Origin of the sequence: Algihabitans sp. (assembly GCF_965226985.1) — a bacterium.
Lineage (GTDB): Bacteria > Pseudomonadota > Alphaproteobacteria > Kiloniellales > DSM-21159 > Algihabitans.
Map to the genome: position 1 here is coordinate 813,449 of NZ_OZ245712.1, position 15,012 is coordinate 828,460.

Annotated in this window: 13 protein-coding genes; 1 reads left to right on the forward strand and 12 read right to left on the reverse strand. The window is 63.6% G+C overall.

What is annotated here, in order from left to right; all coding sequences use genetic code 11:
- Positions 1-80 precede the first annotated feature (80 nt).
- Entirely contained in the window at positions 81-1,067 is a 987-nt protein-coding gene (locus ACO054_RS03550; RefSeq protein WP_421709067.1) for a TAXI family TRAP transporter solute-binding subunit, read from the reverse strand.
- A 226-nt stretch (positions 1,068-1,293) separates the two neighbouring features.
- Between ACO054_RS03550 and ACO054_RS03555 the strand changes: the two genes are divergently transcribed.
- The gene (locus ACO054_RS03555; protein ID WP_421709068.1) at positions 1,294-2,067 is read left to right on the forward strand and encodes a peptidase; all 774 of its coding nucleotides are present in this window, start codon (positions 1,294-1,296) and stop codon (positions 2,065-2,067) included.
- Between the two features lie 316 nt (positions 2,068-2,383).
- Here ACO054_RS03555 and ACO054_RS03560 read toward each other — a convergent pair whose 3' ends face one another.
- From ACO054_RS03560 to flgE, 11 genes are all read right to left on the reverse strand, one after another.
- Entirely contained in the window at positions 2,384-3,184 is an 801-nt protein-coding gene (locus ACO054_RS03560) for a MinD/ParA family protein (protein ID WP_421709069.1), read from the reverse strand.
- Entirely contained in the window at positions 3,181-4,179 is a 999-nt protein-coding gene (locus ACO054_RS03565; RefSeq protein ID WP_421709070.1) for a GTPase, read from the reverse strand. The genes ACO054_RS03560 and ACO054_RS03565 overlap by 4 nt, the downstream gene beginning before the upstream one ends.
- A gap of 36 nt (positions 4,180-4,215) precedes the next feature.
- Positions 4,216-6,342: a flagellar biosynthesis protein FlhA gene (gene flhA / locus ACO054_RS03570; RefSeq protein ID WP_421709071.1), complete on the reverse strand. Its 2,127-nt coding sequence runs from the start codon at positions 6,340-6,342 to the stop codon at positions 4,216-4,218.
- A 29-nt stretch (positions 6,343-6,371) separates the two neighbouring features.
- Complete coding sequence (locus tag ACO054_RS03575; protein ID WP_421709072.1) at positions 6,372-7,796, reverse strand: sigma-54 interaction domain-containing protein; 1,425 nt, start codon at positions 7,794-7,796, stop codon at positions 6,372-6,374.
- A gap of 61 nt (positions 7,797-7,857) precedes the next feature.
- Positions 7,858-8,754: a motility protein A gene (locus tag ACO054_RS03580; protein ID WP_421709073.1), complete on the reverse strand. Its 897-nt coding sequence runs from the start codon at positions 8,752-8,754 to the stop codon at positions 7,858-7,860.
- A 43-nt stretch (positions 8,755-8,797) separates the two neighbouring features.
- Positions 8,798-9,151: a flagellar motor switch protein FliN gene (fliN, locus tag ACO054_RS03585; protein ID WP_421709074.1), complete on the reverse strand. Its 354-nt coding sequence runs from the start codon at positions 9,149-9,151 to the stop codon at positions 8,798-8,800.
- Between the two features lie 3 nt (positions 9,152-9,154).
- Complete coding sequence (locus ACO054_RS03590; RefSeq protein ID WP_421709075.1) at positions 9,155-9,925, reverse strand: hypothetical protein; 771 nt, start codon at positions 9,923-9,925, stop codon at positions 9,155-9,157.
- Between the two features lie 24 nt (positions 9,926-9,949).
- Complete coding sequence (fliG, locus tag ACO054_RS03595; RefSeq protein WP_421709076.1) at positions 9,950-10,987, reverse strand: flagellar motor switch protein FliG; 1,038 nt, start codon at positions 10,985-10,987, stop codon at positions 9,950-9,952.
- A 6-nt stretch (positions 10,988-10,993) separates the two neighbouring features.
- Positions 10,994-12,712 carry a flagellar basal-body MS-ring/collar protein FliF gene (fliF, locus tag ACO054_RS03600; protein WP_421709077.1) on the reverse strand — a complete coding sequence of 573 codons (1,719 nt, stop codon included), beginning with the start codon at positions 12,710-12,712 and terminating at the stop codon, positions 10,994-10,996.
- A 355-nt stretch (positions 12,713-13,067) separates the two neighbouring features.
- The gene (locus ACO054_RS03605; RefSeq protein WP_421709078.1) at positions 13,068-13,400 is read right to left on the reverse strand and encodes a DUF1153 domain-containing protein; all 333 of its coding nucleotides are present in this window, start codon (positions 13,398-13,400) and stop codon (positions 13,068-13,070) included.
- Between the two features lie 304 nt (positions 13,401-13,704).
- The gene (gene flgE, locus ACO054_RS03610) at positions 13,705-14,982 is read right to left on the reverse strand and encodes a flagellar hook protein FlgE (RefSeq protein ID WP_421709079.1); all 1,278 of its coding nucleotides are present in this window, start codon (positions 14,980-14,982) and stop codon (positions 13,705-13,707) included.
- Between the last annotated feature and the right edge of the window lie 30 nt (positions 14,983-15,012).

Genomic DNA, 15,012 nt, shown 5'->3' on the forward strand with positions numbered 1-15,012 from the left:
GGATACCTTCGTGCAGCGTCGACGCGAAAAGGTGGCCGGGCCACGGCTCAATCCGTGGCCCGGCAGTTGTCTATGGAGGGTCAGCCCTCCAGGTCGTCCGGGATGTCGTAGCCGTTCTCTTCGAACCAGCGGACGGCACCCGGGTGCCAAAGCAGAACTTCGTTGTGGACGAAGTTCTCGGGAAGGGTCGAACGCGACGCCTTATGGATCTCCATCATGCGGTCGTGGTTCTCCATGACCGTCTTGACGACTTCGTAGACGAAGCTTTCCGGGAGGTCGGCATTGGCGACCGCGAAGTTCCACATGGCGACGGCCTGGGCTTCCCGGTCCAACGACTGGTAGGTGCCGGGCTGAATGGTGAAGTCGGAAACCGGGAAGGCCTCCATGACGGTCGCCAACTCTTCCGGCGTGAAGTCCACGATATTGACGTCGGTCTGAACCTCGAGCTGGCTGACGGCAGGAATCGGAATGCCGGCCGCGAAAGCGATGACGTCCAACAGGCCGTCCTGCAGCTGTCCGCCGAGATCGCTCCAGCCGCCGTTACGCCGCTCGAACTCCACACCGAGCGTTTCCAGCATGCGCGGGAAATAGGTGTCCGAAGTGGAGCCGGAGGGACCGAAACCGATCCGAGAACCGGCCGGAATCTCGGAAATAGAGGTGATGCCCGACGACGACAGGGTCGTGATCGAGAAGGGCGTCTGATACATCGGGAAGATCGCGCGGACGTTGTCCAGCGGGATGCCCGGTGCCAGGGGGGAATTCCCATCGAGAGCTTCAGCTGCAGGACCCATGGTGGTCATGCCAAAAGCGACGTCGCCGGTATGGACCAGCGCCATGTTCTGGGTCGGCCCGCCGGTCACTTCGCCGCCGCCCGAGATCCCGAGCGACTCGGCCACCAGGTTGGCCCAACCCGACCCATAGGCGAAGTAGGTGCCGCCTTGGCTCGCCGTTCCCACGGTGAAGCTGTCGGGCCAACCTTCGCGATCCTGTGCCAATGCGGCCGTTCCGCTCGCGGCCAGCAAGGTTGCGGCAAGGCCGGCCGCCTTGGTAATCTGGATAAAGTTCACGCTAAATCTCCCAGTTTCGACGCTACAGGGCGCCCATCTTCTCGTTCCCATCGCACTGCCATGTTTTTTTTACAACCGCTTCATTCAGGCAGTGATTTTTTCGAGATAGCCTCCGCGGTTCCGGGTGTCGAGAAAAAGGGTGATCGTTCGTTTGCATCGCGCTTGCTGACCCACCGAAAGACTGCGAGCATCGCAACAGACGACTCGGTGGGAGCGGGGATAGCATTTGACCTATTGCTTAGGGATTAAGGTCGAACAAGGGCTGGTGATGCTCGCCGACGGGCGGATTACAGCCGGGCATCAGGTCAGCAATGCGCGCAAGGCCACGTTGCATGGTCCGACCGGCGCACCCGTGGCGATCATGACCTCCGGCCTCCGGTCCCTGCGCGATAAGACGCTGGCCTATTTCGACCGCGATCAGCGCCGGGAGCGCAAGAACGGATTCGGTTCGATGCTGGAGGCGGTTACTGCCTACAGTGCTGCTTTGCGTGAGGTCGCCGAAGAGGATCGCGAGGCCCTTGAGCGCTCCGAGCTGAGCTTCAATCTCAATGCTATCTTGGGAGGCTGCCTGGCCGACGACCCCGAGCCGACGCTGTTTCTGGTCTATCCCGAAGGCAACTGGATCGAAGTGGACGCTCGGACGCCGTACCTCTCCGTCGGCGCGACAGCCTACGGCAAACCGATCCTCGACCGGGCGTTGGGTTACACGACTTCGCTACGCACGGCTCTCAAGCTGGCTTATCTTTCCTTCGACTCCACACGCTTTTCCTCCGCCGACGTGGGCTACCCGATCGATTTGCTGACCTATCGACAGCGGGACCGTCTCTGGTCGGAGGCGCAATACGACTATGACGACCTGAGCCAGCAGCGGCAGTGGTGGAACAAGCATATTACGCAGCTTGCCGCCGACATGCCCGACGGTCCCTGGACGGAGGTGCTTCTTGCGGCCGACGATCTGCCGGATGAGGGCCAGAGGCTCAGTCTCGTCCAGCAGGATTAGCGCACGGCCGCACGTTGGCCGTCGCGCTTTTCGCCTGCCAGCGTCCGGTGCTGGCTAAGATCCCGCTGCTCTTCATCCTAAGACGATCGCGCTCCAGATCTCCGATGAGATTAGGAATCACGCCTGCGGTGGGATCGCCGAAGCGAGGCTACCGCAGGCGATCCTGCTCAAGAACGCAGGGAAAAGCAGGGTCTGTAAAGTAGAGGCGATGATCCAAAGCGACTGAGACGCCAAACGATTATTGACAGCCGTTAACTCTACTATAAGGGTTTTGCTAGAATAGTGTTGCAAATGACTGGAAAATACTACCTATCCGTCACGCCTTTGCGAGCTGCCGTGCGATGGCTTCGATGTCCTGAGCGGCCGGCGCGTTCGGATGGCGTACCAGCAGGGCGGCCTGATGTCGGATGGCTTCTCTCACGTAGGGATCGCGCCGCACGATGCCGGCCAAAGGCGGCGAGATCTTCAGGAAGTTTTCGCAGGCCTTGCGCAGGGTGGAATAGGTCCGCTCGCCCTCCGGTCGATCTCCGGCCATGTTCACGATGACGCGCAGGTCGGCGCCCGTGTTGCTCATGCTCATCAACTTGATGAAAGCATAGGCATCGGTCATGGCCGTCGGCTCGTCGCTCGTCACCACAAGGCAGGTCTTGGCGCGCGACGCCAGGAAGCGGACCGTACGATCGACACCGGCGCCGAGATCCAGCAAGACTTGATCGTAGCGGTGCGCAAGTTGAGTCAGGTCCGCTGTCAGCCGGCCCAACCGCGGCGGCTCCAAAGCCGCGAGATTGCCGGAGCCCGAACGTCCGGCGATCACCGAGAAGCCGCAGCCTTCCACTGTCTGTGCCGCTGTCTCTAAAGCGTAGCGGCCTTGCAGGACGCCGCCCAGATCGTGCTCTGGAACCAGTCCGAGCTGAACGTCGACGTTGGCCAGACCGAGGTCTCCGTCGAACAGCAGAGCGCGCTGACCGAGCTTCGCGAAGGCCGTCGCGAGACCGATCGAAAGCCAGGTCTTGCCGACGCCGCCCTTGCCCGAGGCAATGGCGATCATGTTGGCGACAGGTCCCGTCTGAACGACGGTCGAGGCGCTGGCGGGGGTTTTGAATGTGGCCGTGGTCATTGGAAGGTTCCCGTCGCGGGCATGAAGTCTTCGTCGGTAACGACAAGGCGGCTCCACTGCGGGGCGAGCAGCTTGGCGAGACCGCGTGGCGAGAGAGGGCTGAGGCCGGAACCGAGGTTGGGCGATACGCCGCCGGCCATGATCGAGAGCTGTGCGACCTGGGCTGCGGCCAGGATACCGCCGAAGCGCCGGGCGGCGTCCAGGCGTGTGGGTACGAAGAGGCGAGCACCGACCTCCGCGAAAGCCAAGGCGCTCTCCGCGGCCTCCAGGGCGTCTCCGCCAGCCGGCTGAACCAGCAGCCCCAGCGCATCGGCGGCCTCCACCACCTCCCCGACGGCTGCAAGCTCTTCGGGAACGAAGGGGTTGACGCCCATGGTGTCGATCACGATCAGCCGGTCGCCGGGAATCTTCGCAACCTCTTCCGAGAGGTGAGCTGCGGTTTCGGCAAAGGAGAGGGGAACGCCCAGCGCTCCGGCGAAGGCTGTCACCTGCTCGCGGGCGCCGGCGCTGACGGTGTCCATGGAGATCAAATGGGCCGCCTGTCCCGCGAGCCGGGCCTGAGCGCAGAGCTTCGCCGCCGTGGCCGTCTTCCCGGCGCCGGGCGGTCCCATCATCAGCAGGGGCGCGGGTTTGGCCTGCCCGGCCTTGCGAAAGCGCAGGGGGGCGAAGTCGAAGACGCTGACCAGAGCCGTGACGAGCATCTCTTCCTGATCGCTTGCACCGGCATGAACCGAAGCATTGAGGATGCGGTCGGCGAGACCGTTGGGCACGCGATGCGCCTCCAGCAACTCCGCCAGCTCGCTGATCCACTCGGCTGCCGCCCGCTTGGCCGCCGGCTCCAGTTCCGGCGACAGGTCGTCGTCGAGCGCGGCGGTCACCTTGACGGCTCCGTCGATCTCCTGCGTCGAGAGAATCACCGCGTCTTCGCCCAGACGTTCGCGCACCAGCGCCATCGTCTCGGGCAGCGTCTTGGATGTGAAGGTTTTCAGTCGCATTGGGCGGCTGGGTCCTTTTTGGGCCGAATGAAAGCGCTAGACTTGGCCAACAGTCTTCAACTTGGCCTTGGGATGGATCTCGTTCTGACTCAAAACCATGGTTTGCGGCCGGAAACGCTCGACGATCGAGCGCACGTAGGGACGTACGCTGGGACTCGTCAGCAGGGCAGGGCTCTCCCCCAGCATCGATTGCCGTTCGAAAGTCTGACGTACGGTGGAGATGAATTCCTGTAGCCGGGACGGTGGCATCGCCAGGTGCTTCTCCTCGCCGTCCCCGACCAGGGACTCGGCGAAGGCCTGTTCCCAATTCGGCGAGAGGGTCACCAACGGAAGCAAACCGTCCTGTGTGGCTGCGGCGTTGGAGATCTGCCGCGCCAGGCGCGCACGGACGTGCTCCGTGATGTTCAGGACGCTGCGGGTGTAGCCGCAGGCCTCCTGAACACCTTCCAGGATGGTCGGCAGATCGCGGATCGAGATGCGCTCGCCGAGCAGGTTCTGCAGAACGCGCTGCACGCCGCCGACGGAAATGGTGTTGGGGATCAGGTCCTCGACCAGCTTCTTCTGTTCCCCCTCCAACTCGTCGAGCAGCTTCTGGGTCTCCGCGTAGGACAGCAACTCCGCCATGTTGTCCTTCACCACCTCGGTGAGGTGCGTGGTGATCACGGTGTTGGGGTCGACCACCGTGTAGCCGCGGAACAGCGCCTCCTCGCGGGCCGACTCCTCAACCCACATGGCGGGCAGTCCGAAGGTCGGTTCGACCGTCTCCTCACCGGGCAGGGAGATCTGCTCGCCGCGCGGATCCATGATCATCAGGTGCCCGGGGCGCAGCTCGCCTCCGCCGGCCTCGATCTCCTTGATCCGGATAACGTAGCTGTTGGGGGCGAGTTGAAGATTGTCCTGGATCCGGACCGACGGCAGCACGAAGCCGGCTTCCTGAGCGAGCTGTCGGCGTAGCGCCTTGATCTGATCGGTCAGCCGCCGGCCGCCCTCGGCGCTCAGCAGGCTCAGCAGGCCGTAACCCAGTTCCAGCCGCACCTGATCGATCTGCAGCGCCTGGGCGATCGGTTCTTCGGCCGTCGGTTCAGGTGCTGCCGCCGCCGCTTCGGCTTCCTCGCGCTGCTGCTCCTCGCTCGAACTGCGCTTATAGAGCATCCAGGCGGCGCCGCCGCCGATTGCGGCCAAGGTGGCGAAGGGGAAGAAGGGAATGCCAGGCAGCAGGGCCAAGGCCAGCATCAGGACTGCGGCGAGCCCCAGGGCCTTGGGGTAACCGCCGAGCTGACCGAAGAGCGCCTCGTCGGCCGAGCCGGTGGCCGAGGCCTTCGAGACCAGCAGGCCGGCACCGGTCGAGACGATCAGCGCCGGGATCTGGGAGACTAGGCCGTCGCCCACGGTCAGGATCGTGTAGTTTTGCGCCGCCTCTCCGAAGGACAGCTCCATCTGGGCGACACCGATGACGATGCCGCCGATGACGTTGATGAAGGTGATCAGCAGACCGGCGATGGCGTCGCCGCGCACGAACTTCGAGGCACCGTCCATGGCGCCGTAGAAGTTGCTTTCGTCTTCCAGCTCCTTGCGCCGGCGGCGCGCCTCGCCTTCGTCGATCAGGCCCGCCGAGAGATCGGCGTCGATGGCCATCTGCTTACCCGGCATGGCGTCCAAGCTGAAGCGCGCGGAGACTTCCGCGATACGCCCGGAACCCTTCGTGATCACCATGAAGTTCACGATGATGAGGATCGCGAAGACGATGATCCCGATGATGAAGTTGCCGCCCATCACGAAATTGCCGAAGGCTTCGATGACTTCGCCTGCGGCATCCGTGCCTTCGTGGCCGTGGCTGAGGATGAGACGGGTCGAGGCGAGGTTGAGCGCCAGCCGCAGCATCGTGGCGATCAGCAGCACCGTGGGAAAGGAGCTGAAGTCGAGAGCGCGGTTGATAAAGAGAACGACCATCAGCACCAGGACCGAGAAGGTCATGGAGATCGCGAGGGAGATGTCGAGCAGCCAGGACGGCATAGGCAGGATGAGCACCACGAGGATGCACACCACGCCCAATGCCAGGGCGACGTCGCCATGCTTCAGGGCCTCGGCAAGGCCGCCTGCAAGACGGCCGCCTGCCTTGCTGTTCAGCAGACGATTGCCGCCCGACTCGCTGGTATCCGCCATCGTCGACTTTCTGCGTTACGGGACCGGTGTCAGCCGGCCGTGCGCGCTTCGCTCTCGCCCGGCATCGGTACCGCGATGCCATCCTGGGTGTAGAGCTTCAGCTTGTTGCGCAGGGTGCGGATCGAAATGCCGAGGATGTTGGCCGCATGGGTTCGGTTGCCCAGGCAGTGCTCCAGGGTGTCGATGATCAGATCACGCTCGACCTCGGCGACGGTTTTGCCGACAAGTCCACCGATCTGGAGACCGGAGGTGTCCTCCAGCTCGGAGTCATTGGCGACCGGCAGTGGGGCGGGCGAGCCTGTCACGATGGAGGCGGTCGAGGCCGCTTTCACCGCCGGAGTTTCGGGTGCCAGCTTGCCCCCGGTCAGAACGATGGCGGCTGGTGTGATCTTGCCTTCGCGGGCCAAGAGTACGGCGCGATGCATCGTGTTTTCCAACTCGCGCACATTACCACGCCAGTGGTGACTGGCCAGAACGTCGCGCGCCTCCGGCGTGAAAAGCGGTTTCGGCACGTCGTTCGCTTCGCTGTACTTGCGGACGAAGTGATCCGCCAGCACCTGGATGTCCTGCGGCCGCGTGCGCAGGGCCGGCATTTCGACCGCGACGACGTTCAGGCGGAAATAGAGGTCTTCGCGAAAGGCGCCGCTGCGCACATCGTCTTCCAGATCCCGGTTGGAGGTGGCTAGCAGGCGAATGTCGACCTTGATCGGATGTGTGCCGCCGACGCGGTCGATCTCGCGCTCCTGAATCGCACGGAGAAGCTTGGCCTGAAGCCTCGGGTGCATTTCGCTGATTTCGTCCAGCAGAAGCGTGCCGCCGTCGGCTTCCTCGAACTTGCCGATGCGCCGTGCGACCGCACCCGTGAAGGCTCCCTTCTCGTGACCGAACAATTCGGACTCGAGCAGATTCTCGGGGATCGCCGCGCAGTTGACCGAGACGAAGGTCTTCGACGCACGCTTCGACTTGGTGTGGATGTAGCGGGCCATCACCTCCTTACCGGTTCCCGACTCGCCGGTGATCAGCACGCTGGCCTGACTGCTTGCGACCTGTTCGGCCAGGCGCAGCACCTCCGCCATCTTCGGGTCGGCGTAGATGAAAGCGGTCGTCTCCTCGGCGACCGCCGCCAGAACGGCCGCGATCAACTCCGCGTCCGGCGGCAAGGGGACGTACTCCTTGGCCCCGGCGCGAATGGCGGCCGCGGCCTTCTCCGGGTCCGCGCGTACGCCGCAGGCGATCACTGGAATCGCGATCCGTTCCCGCTCCAGAGCCTTGACCATATCGCCGACGTCCAGGCTCACGTCGATCATCAACAGATCGGCGCCGCGGCCCGCGCGCAGCGAGTCCATCGCCTGATCGACGTCGTCGACATGGGCGACCTTGGCGCCGCGATCGAGCGCGATTTTGCCGGCACTAGCGATGTGGCCGTCCAAGCTGCCCACGATCAAAAGACGCATTGTCAGAGTACTCCTCTCAGGACCGGCTGTTCGCTGGGCCGGCCACGGTCGTGCTAACGGTTCAGTCGAAGTGTTTCACTTGCTCGCCCGGCGGCAGGATTGTGTTGAACGTGAGTTCGAGTCTGCGCGGGTTTTCTTGATGGCCGATCGAGGCGGCGCCGATGGCGTAGATCTGCTTGACCATGGCCTCGGCTCCCGAGTTGCGGTCCAGTTTGTTGGCCAGCGGCAGAAACACCATGTTGGCCAGGATCGCACCGTAGAAGGTGGTCAGAAGCGCCACCGCCATGGCGGGGCCGATGGCACTGGGGTCGTCCAGGTTTCCGAGCATCTGGACGAGGCCGACCAGCGTTCCGATCAAGCCCATGGCAGGGGCGACTTCGCCCGCGCGGCGCAGTACGCCGGCCGATCGCAGGTGGCGCTGGCTGGTCGCCTCGACTTCGCGGGACAGAATGCGCTCGACCTCGTCGCCGGGCGTGCCGTCGACCACGAGAGAGACAGCCTTGTAGAGGAAGCGGTCGGCGTGAAGGTTGTCGAGTTGATCCTGAAGGCCCAAAGGACCCTTTGCTCGGGCTTGCTCGGCCAAGGCCAGCATGCGCAGGGCCGCATCCCGTGGGTGCTGAACGTGGTAGAGGATGGCGCGCAGCATCACCGACTGGGCACGGACCACGTCGCCGAAGGTGTAGCTGATCGTGGTCACCAGGAAGGTTCCGCCGAAGACGATCAGCATGGCCGGCACGTCGAGGAAGGCGCCTGGCGAACCGCCTAGGACCATGGCTGCGGCAATCAGGGCGAAGGCGCCGATCGCGCCCAGGATCGTCGCGAAGTCCAGGCGCGCTTTGGCTGCGCTTTGGACGGCCAGTCGCGATCTTGCCGCGCGTGTCGCGCCTTGACCGGCTACGCGCGCGCCTCCAGCTGCTCCAGTGGGCGAGGGGCTCTGGGTCGCTTCTAGATTCGCCATGGGCTCCGACGTCCTTCTCTGAGACTTATCGGTCGGCAGCTTCTCAGCTGCGGTCCATCTTGATGATCTCGGTCATGGTGACGCCCAAGCGGTCTTCGACGACCACGACTTCGCCACGCGCGACCAGGCGGTTGTTGACGTAGATGTCGATCGCCTCGCCGACCTTGCGGTCGAGCTCCACGACCGCGCCGCGGCCAAGCTTCAGAAGCTGGCTGACCTGCATGGTCGACTTGCCGAGGACCGCCGAGACCTGCACGGGAATGTCGTAGACGGCCTCCAGCTCACGGGCATTCGTCGGCGGTTTCTCGGCCGGGGCCGGCAGATCGCCGTCTTCTTCCTCGGCTGATACCGGCTGTTCGTCCAGATCGGACAGTTCGAGAGACTCATCATCGGCCATGTCTTAGCCCTCCAGGTTTTCGGCCGACGACGATGGTGCGTCGTCAGACGTTTGAGATGGCACGGGGTGAGATGGCACCGGGGTTTCCCCCAGGGTACGGTCGAGGATCTCGTTGATCTCCGAGATCGTTCCGCTGGTGTCGCGCTCCGCGCCGCCATCGGCCCACTCGACGCGAAGATCACCGTGCGGCAGATCTGGCTCGCTCAGCAGCACGAACTTGCCTTCGAACCCGCTATGCTGCGCCAACTCGCCGAGCCGCTCGTCGAGTGCGTCGTAAAGGCTGTCGGCCACCCGCACGACGACTCGCGGTTCCTCGCTTAACCGCGCCAGACAGTCGCGCAGCAGTGCTTCGATTTCGCTCAAGCCATGCCGATTGGCCAGGACGGGATAAAGCTTCGTCAGAACCGTCCGCAGGACAGTCAGAGTGAGGGATTGCGCCTGCTCCGTCTCTTCCGTCTTTCGGTCGATCAAGGTCTGGAGCTTCTGGGCCGTAAGGTCGAGCGCCTCGGCTGTGCGTTGAGTCGCGGTCTGTTGCGCCTCTTCCTGGCCTTTGGCACGACCCTCCTCGAAGCCGGCACTTCGCCCGACGGACTGGCCTTCGGCCAAGCCGGCCTCGTAGCCTTCGGCGCGCGCTTGTTCGATTGCGGCTTCGTTGAGCGCAACAGCTTCCTCTGACGGCTCCGACTTCACCTCGGGTCGGGCTTTCCGCATGGACCCGGAGGCGCCGGCCGCGTCGAAACTGGTTTCGAAGAGAAATCGCTGGGCCACAGTCATCGCTCTCGTTCCCGGCGAGCCCGTCTAGTAGACGAGCTCGTCGTCGCCTTTGCTGTCTGCGATCACGATGTCGCCGCGCGCTGCCATGTCCTTGGCCAGCTGCACCATGTAGATCTGCGCCTCGTCGACGTCGCGCAGACGCACCGGCCCCATAGCCTGCATGTCTTCCTTCATGATCTTGGCCGCGCGTTCGGACATGTTGCCGAAGAAGAGATCGCGCAGGCTTTCCGAGGACCCCTTCAGCGCCCTGGTCAGCTTGTCCTTGTCCGCTTCGCGCAACAGCGTCTGAATACCGCCGCCGTCCAGCTTGCCAAGATCCTCGAAGGTGAACATCAGGGCGCGGATACGCTCGGCCGCATCGCGATTGCGCTCCTCAAGCGAGGTGAGGAAGCGGGACTCGGTGTTGCGGTCCAGGCAGTTGAAGATTTCCGCCATCAGTTCATGGCTGTCGCGTCGGTTGGTGCGCGCCAGGTTGCTCATAAACTCGTTGCGCAGGGTCCGCTCGACGTCTTCGAGGACCTCACGCTGGACGGCCTCCATGCGGAGCATTCGCATGACGACCTCGAGCGCGAAGGGCTCCGGAAGCAGCGCGAGCACGCGTGCGGCATGTTCGGCCTTGATCTTGGAGAGCACCACCGCGACGGTTTGCGGGTATTCGTTCTTCAGATAGTTGGCCAGGACGTTCTCGTGAACGTTGCCGAGCTTGTCCCACATGGTCCGGCCAGCCGGACCGCGAATCTCCTCCATGATGTTGTCGACACGGTCCTTGTCGAGCACCTTGAGCAGGAGACGTTCGGTCGAATCGAAGTTGCCCACCAGGGAGCCGGTCGAGGAGATCTGGTCGGCGAACTCGACGAAGAGACGCTCGACCACGGGCGCGGACACCGTGCCCAGGCTGGCCATGATGCCCGAGAGTTCCTTGATCTCCTCGTCGTCGAGCATCGCGAAGATTCGGGCGGCGTTCTCCTCGCCGATTGCCATCATCAACAAGGCGGCCTTCTCCGGTCCGCCGAGGGTCCGGTAGTCGTCGCGCGCGCGCAGGGAAGTGCCGGGGGCGGCCATGTCCGGTCAGGCCTCCTGATAGAGCCAAGTGCGGATGATCGCGACCGCTTCTTCGGGATGCTTCTCGACGATCTCTCCAATCTTGCGGACCGACGAGGCCCGCACACGACCGTCGACGCGATTGATGTCGATCAGCTGCTCGAGATCGGCGCCGCTCTCCTCGCCTTCCGGCAGCGACAGGCCGGTCTCCCGTGCCACCGCGACGCCACCGGCGGCCGCGCCACCGGTTCCGCCGCCACTCAACATGGATCGGGCCTGGCCGTCGCTCGGAACCATCACGCCGCCGGCAGCGCCCATTCCCGCCGGGACCGGCAGGTTGCCGCCCTGTCCCGCGAGTTCGCCGGCCAGGATACCACCCGCATCACCGACCATGGCCGGACCGCGCTCCAGCAGGCGGCCAACCATCGGCTTGACCACCAGCAGAAGCACCAGGACGGCGACCACGCCCAGCACGATCAGCTCCGCCACGCGCAGCAGATCCTGCTGGTCGATTCCCAGAAAACTGTCGGCCATGGAGCCGCCCAGTTCTCCCGGAACCATGTCGGCGAAGGGCAGGTTGGCGATCTCGACCGTGTCTCCGCGATTGGCGTCGTAGCCGACGGCCGAGCGGGCGAGGGCGCCCAGTTGGTCGAGTTTCTCTTCACTGTAAGGCTCGAAGGTTACCTCGCCTTCGGGACCGACCACACTGCGGCCGTTGACCAGAACTGCAACGGAGAGGCGCCGGATCTGGCCTGTCTCCCTGACATGGGTTTTGACGACACGGCTGATCTCGTAGTTGACCGTTTCCTCGGTCCGCTGGCTCTGGCTGTTGGCACCACCGAGCGCTCCCGGGTTCTGCAGACCGGCATCGGGCAGATTGTTGCCGACCGTCACCGCCTGATCGCCGGGCTCCGTGTCTTGTGACGATTCCTCTATGAGCTGAGTCGATCGCACCACCTGGCTGTCGGGGTCGTAGATTTCGCTGTTCTCGGTGACGCGGTCGAAATCCAGTTCGACGGACACTTCGGCCCTGACGTTGCCCGGACCGACCGAGCGCTCCAGCAGGGACTCCACGGCGTTGGCCAGCCGGTTCTCGATATTGATCCGCATCTCTTCCGCCGTCGTCGCCAACTGATCGTCGCTTTCGCCGTCGCTGCGGCGGGCGAGGAGGTTGCCTTCGTCGTCGACGATGGAGACGGCCCCGGAGGACATCTGCGGAACGGCGGAAGAAACCAGCTGCTGAATAGCCCGGATCTGCTGCGCCGAAAGGCCGCGGTTGCCGGACAGGCTGACCACGATGGAGGCCGAGGGCTGGCGCCGCTCTCGGCTGAAGATTTCCCGTTCCGGCAGGACCAGGTGGACGCGTGCACTGTTGACGCTGGAGATCGATGAAATCGACCGCGCCAGCTCGCCTTCCATGGCTCGCTTGTGGCGTAGGTTCTGTTCAAAACTGGTCGTACCGAAACCGTCGGCGCCGTCGAACAGCTCGTAGCCGATCGAACCACCGGTTCCCAGACCCTGCTCGGCCATCGTAAGGCGCAAGCGGGCCACTTGATCTTCCGGCACCAGGACGCGACTGCCGTCGCGCGACAGCTGATAGTCGACCCCCATGGATTCCAGGGTGTTGACGATCTGCGCGCTGTCGGCCTGCTCCAGGTCGCCATAAAGAAGCGACATCTCGGACTGAGAGAGACGGCCGGTGAAGTACACGAAGAAGGCGAGGATAGCGGCTGCAACGCCGGCCATGATAGCAAGGCGGGCCGGGCCTAAGCTTCGCAACGTTTCTAAGAAGGCGTTCACGGGCGTCACCGTCCTGGTCGCTCAGAGGTCGCGCCGGTCGGGTACACCATGATCCTTCATGGTAGGCAGACAGCCCACGTCCCAGCCGAGGAGGTCACGCTAGAAGGTGGCTGGTTTATGCGGCGTTAATGTCGGGGGAAAAACTTGCCTATCCGAGAAGCAAACTGGGCAAATTTTACCGAAGCCCAATCTGGGCAGTCTGAGACCTGGCACTTGAGCGCGAAGTCTACCTGTCGGTGGGTCGGGAGATTGGGTCCGGCCAGGCGATCAGGAGGAAGTAGGGTAAAACTTTTGAACCGATTTATTCGGCGGCTTGAAAGCCCAGGTCGTCGGGGCTGTTGGGATCATCCCCCTCGTCGGGCTGACGGTAGTCCTGCAGTCGCGTGGTACGCAGTCCGCGAACGCCGTGGCGCTCGATCAAACGCTGCCAGGAAATAAATTCCTCAACCGAAAGCTTATAGCGCTCGCAAGCTTCTTCCAGACTCAAGAGACCTGCTCGGACGCCGGCGACGACCTCCGCCTTGCGGCGGATCACCCAACGCTTTGTATTTGGAGACGGAAGGTCATTCAGCGTCATCGGTTGCCCGTTAGGGCCGATCGCGACACCCGACCTACCTGGACGGTCGTTCGACATACTGTGGCAATCCTCGCGCTCGCAGCGTCCCTTTGACTTCTTCGAAGCCTACGTGTGCGGTTTTAAAAAAGACCTAAGTCTAATAGTTAAGCTAAATGCCATCTGTTCGCTTTTTACGGGAAAAGGCGGCATTTCACTAGCGCTTCAACCTTGCTGTCTAACTACCTGAGAGAAACCACAACCGGCCCGATCGGAGAGCTGAGCGCGTCTGCGATCGGGCCGGCGGGGACCCCGGGTCATGCCCGGAAGGCGGCGGTGGAGACGCCAGCGGCGTCGCCGACCGTGGGATACTTTTGTGTCAAGTCTAGCGACGGATCCGGATCAGCTCTTCCAGCATCTCGTCGGCGGTGGTGATGACCTTCGTGCCGGCGGAGTAAGCCCGCTGCGTGATGATCATGTCGGTGAATTCGTTGGCCAGGTCGACGGTCGATGACTCCAGGGCGCCGGAGGCGACCCGGCCAGCGCCGCCGGAGTTGGCCGTTGCCAGAACCAGCTCGCCGGACCGGTCGGTCTGCTGGTAGGCGTTGCCGTCGCGGGCCTCCATGCCGTTGACGTTGGCGAACATGGCGATCGGCAACTGATAGATCTCTTGACGGTCGCCGTTGTCGAACAGGGCGGTCACGATGCCGTCGTCGCTGATCGACACGCCGCTGAACTCGCCGAAGCGCACGCCGTCCTGGTCGATGTTACGCAGGAAGAAGTCACCGCCGAACTGCACGATGCCGTTGTTCTGACCCGCGGTACCGCCGTCGATGGCGATGGTCGAGTTATCGGCACCGCTGACGAAGCCGGTGATGGCGATGTTCGGCAGGGTGATCGTTGCCGGCGAACCGTTGCCGGCGAAAGTGATGTTGCCGGCGTAGGCGGTCAGCGCGGTCATGCCGGCGGCCGTCAGGCTGTTGGTCGTGGTGCCGGACTGGACCATTCCGGTGATCGAGACGTCCCAGTCGTTTGCGGCGTCCTTTTCGAACTCGAGCGTCAGGTCGTGGGCGTTGCCGAGGGAGTCGTAAATCTGAACGGTGACATCGTGCGTATCGCCGACGTTCGCGTTCGAGGGCAGGTTCATGTCCAGTTCGATGTTCTGCGTCGCCCTGGCCGCACCTGACAGATTGCCGATGTTCACCGTCTCCACGCTCGAGAGGACCGAGGTGTTACCGATCGGGTTGCCGGTCGCGTCGAGCGGCCAGCCCTGCAGATAGTAGCCGGCGGCGTTCCTCAGATTGCCCTCGGCGTCAGGGCGGAAGCTGCCGGCGCGGGTGAAGAGAACTTCGTTACCGGGGCCGGGATTCGCGGCCTCGTTCACCACGAAGAATCCCCGACCCGCGATCGCGAGGTCCGTCGTGTTGGCAGACCCCTGCAGGAGGCCCTGGCGGTCGACGTTCGCCATCGGCATCGAACGCACGCCACCCGGTGTGAACTGATTGCGCGTGGCCGTCTCCGTGACCAGCGTGGCGAAGGCCGCGCTGGTACCCTTGTAACCGACTGTATTCACGTTGGAGATGTTGTCAGAAATCATGCCAAGGGCATTCGACTGGGCTGCGAGGGCCGAGACCCCCGAAAACATTGCGCCGTAGATGCTCATCTTCTGGAGCTCCTTGTGATCGTCCTGTCG

What these genes read in the sequence shown, in the direction of transcription:
- fliN (WP_421709074.1), bottom strand. Translation starts at nt 9,151, where the DNA reads ATGGCCGATGATGAGTCTCTCGAACTGTCCGATCTGGACGAACAGCCG.
- ACO054_RS03590 (WP_421709075.1), bottom strand. Translation starts at nt 9,925, where the DNA reads ATGACTGTGGCCCAGCGATTTCTCTTCGAAACCAGTTTCGACGCGGCC.
- ACO054_RS03580 (WP_421709073.1), bottom strand. Translation starts at nt 8,754, where the DNA reads ATGGCGAATCTAGAAGCGACCCAGAGCCCCTCGCCCACTGGAGCAGCT.
- flhA (WP_421709071.1), bottom strand. Translation starts at nt 6,342, where the DNA reads ATGGCGGATACCAGCGAGTCGGGCGGCAATCGTCTGCTGAACAGCAAG.
- ACO054_RS03605 (WP_421709078.1), bottom strand. Translation starts at nt 13,400, where the DNA reads ATGTCGAACGACCGTCCAGGTAGGTCGGGTGTCGCGATCGGCCCTAAC.
- ACO054_RS03560 (WP_421709069.1), bottom strand. Translation starts at nt 3,184, where the DNA reads ATGACCACGGCCACATTCAAAACCCCCGCCAGCGCCTCGACCGTCGTT.
- ACO054_RS03565 (WP_421709070.1), bottom strand. Translation starts at nt 4,179, where the DNA reads ATGCGACTGAAAACCTTCACATCCAAGACGCTGCCCGAGACGATGGCG.
- flgE (WP_421709079.1), bottom strand. Translation starts at nt 14,982, where the DNA reads ATGAGCATCTACGGCGCAATGTTTTCGGGGGTCTCGGCCCTCGCAGCC.
- ACO054_RS03575 (WP_421709072.1), bottom strand. Translation starts at nt 7,796, where the DNA reads ATGCGTCTTTTGATCGTGGGCAGCTTGGACGGCCACATCGCTAGTGCC.
- fliG (WP_421709076.1), bottom strand. Translation starts at nt 10,987, where the DNA reads ATGGCCGCCCCCGGCACTTCCCTGCGCGCGCGCGACGACTACCGGACC.
- fliF (WP_421709077.1), bottom strand. Translation starts at nt 12,712, where the DNA reads ATGGCCGGCGTTGCAGCCGCTATCCTCGCCTTCTTCGTGTACTTCACC.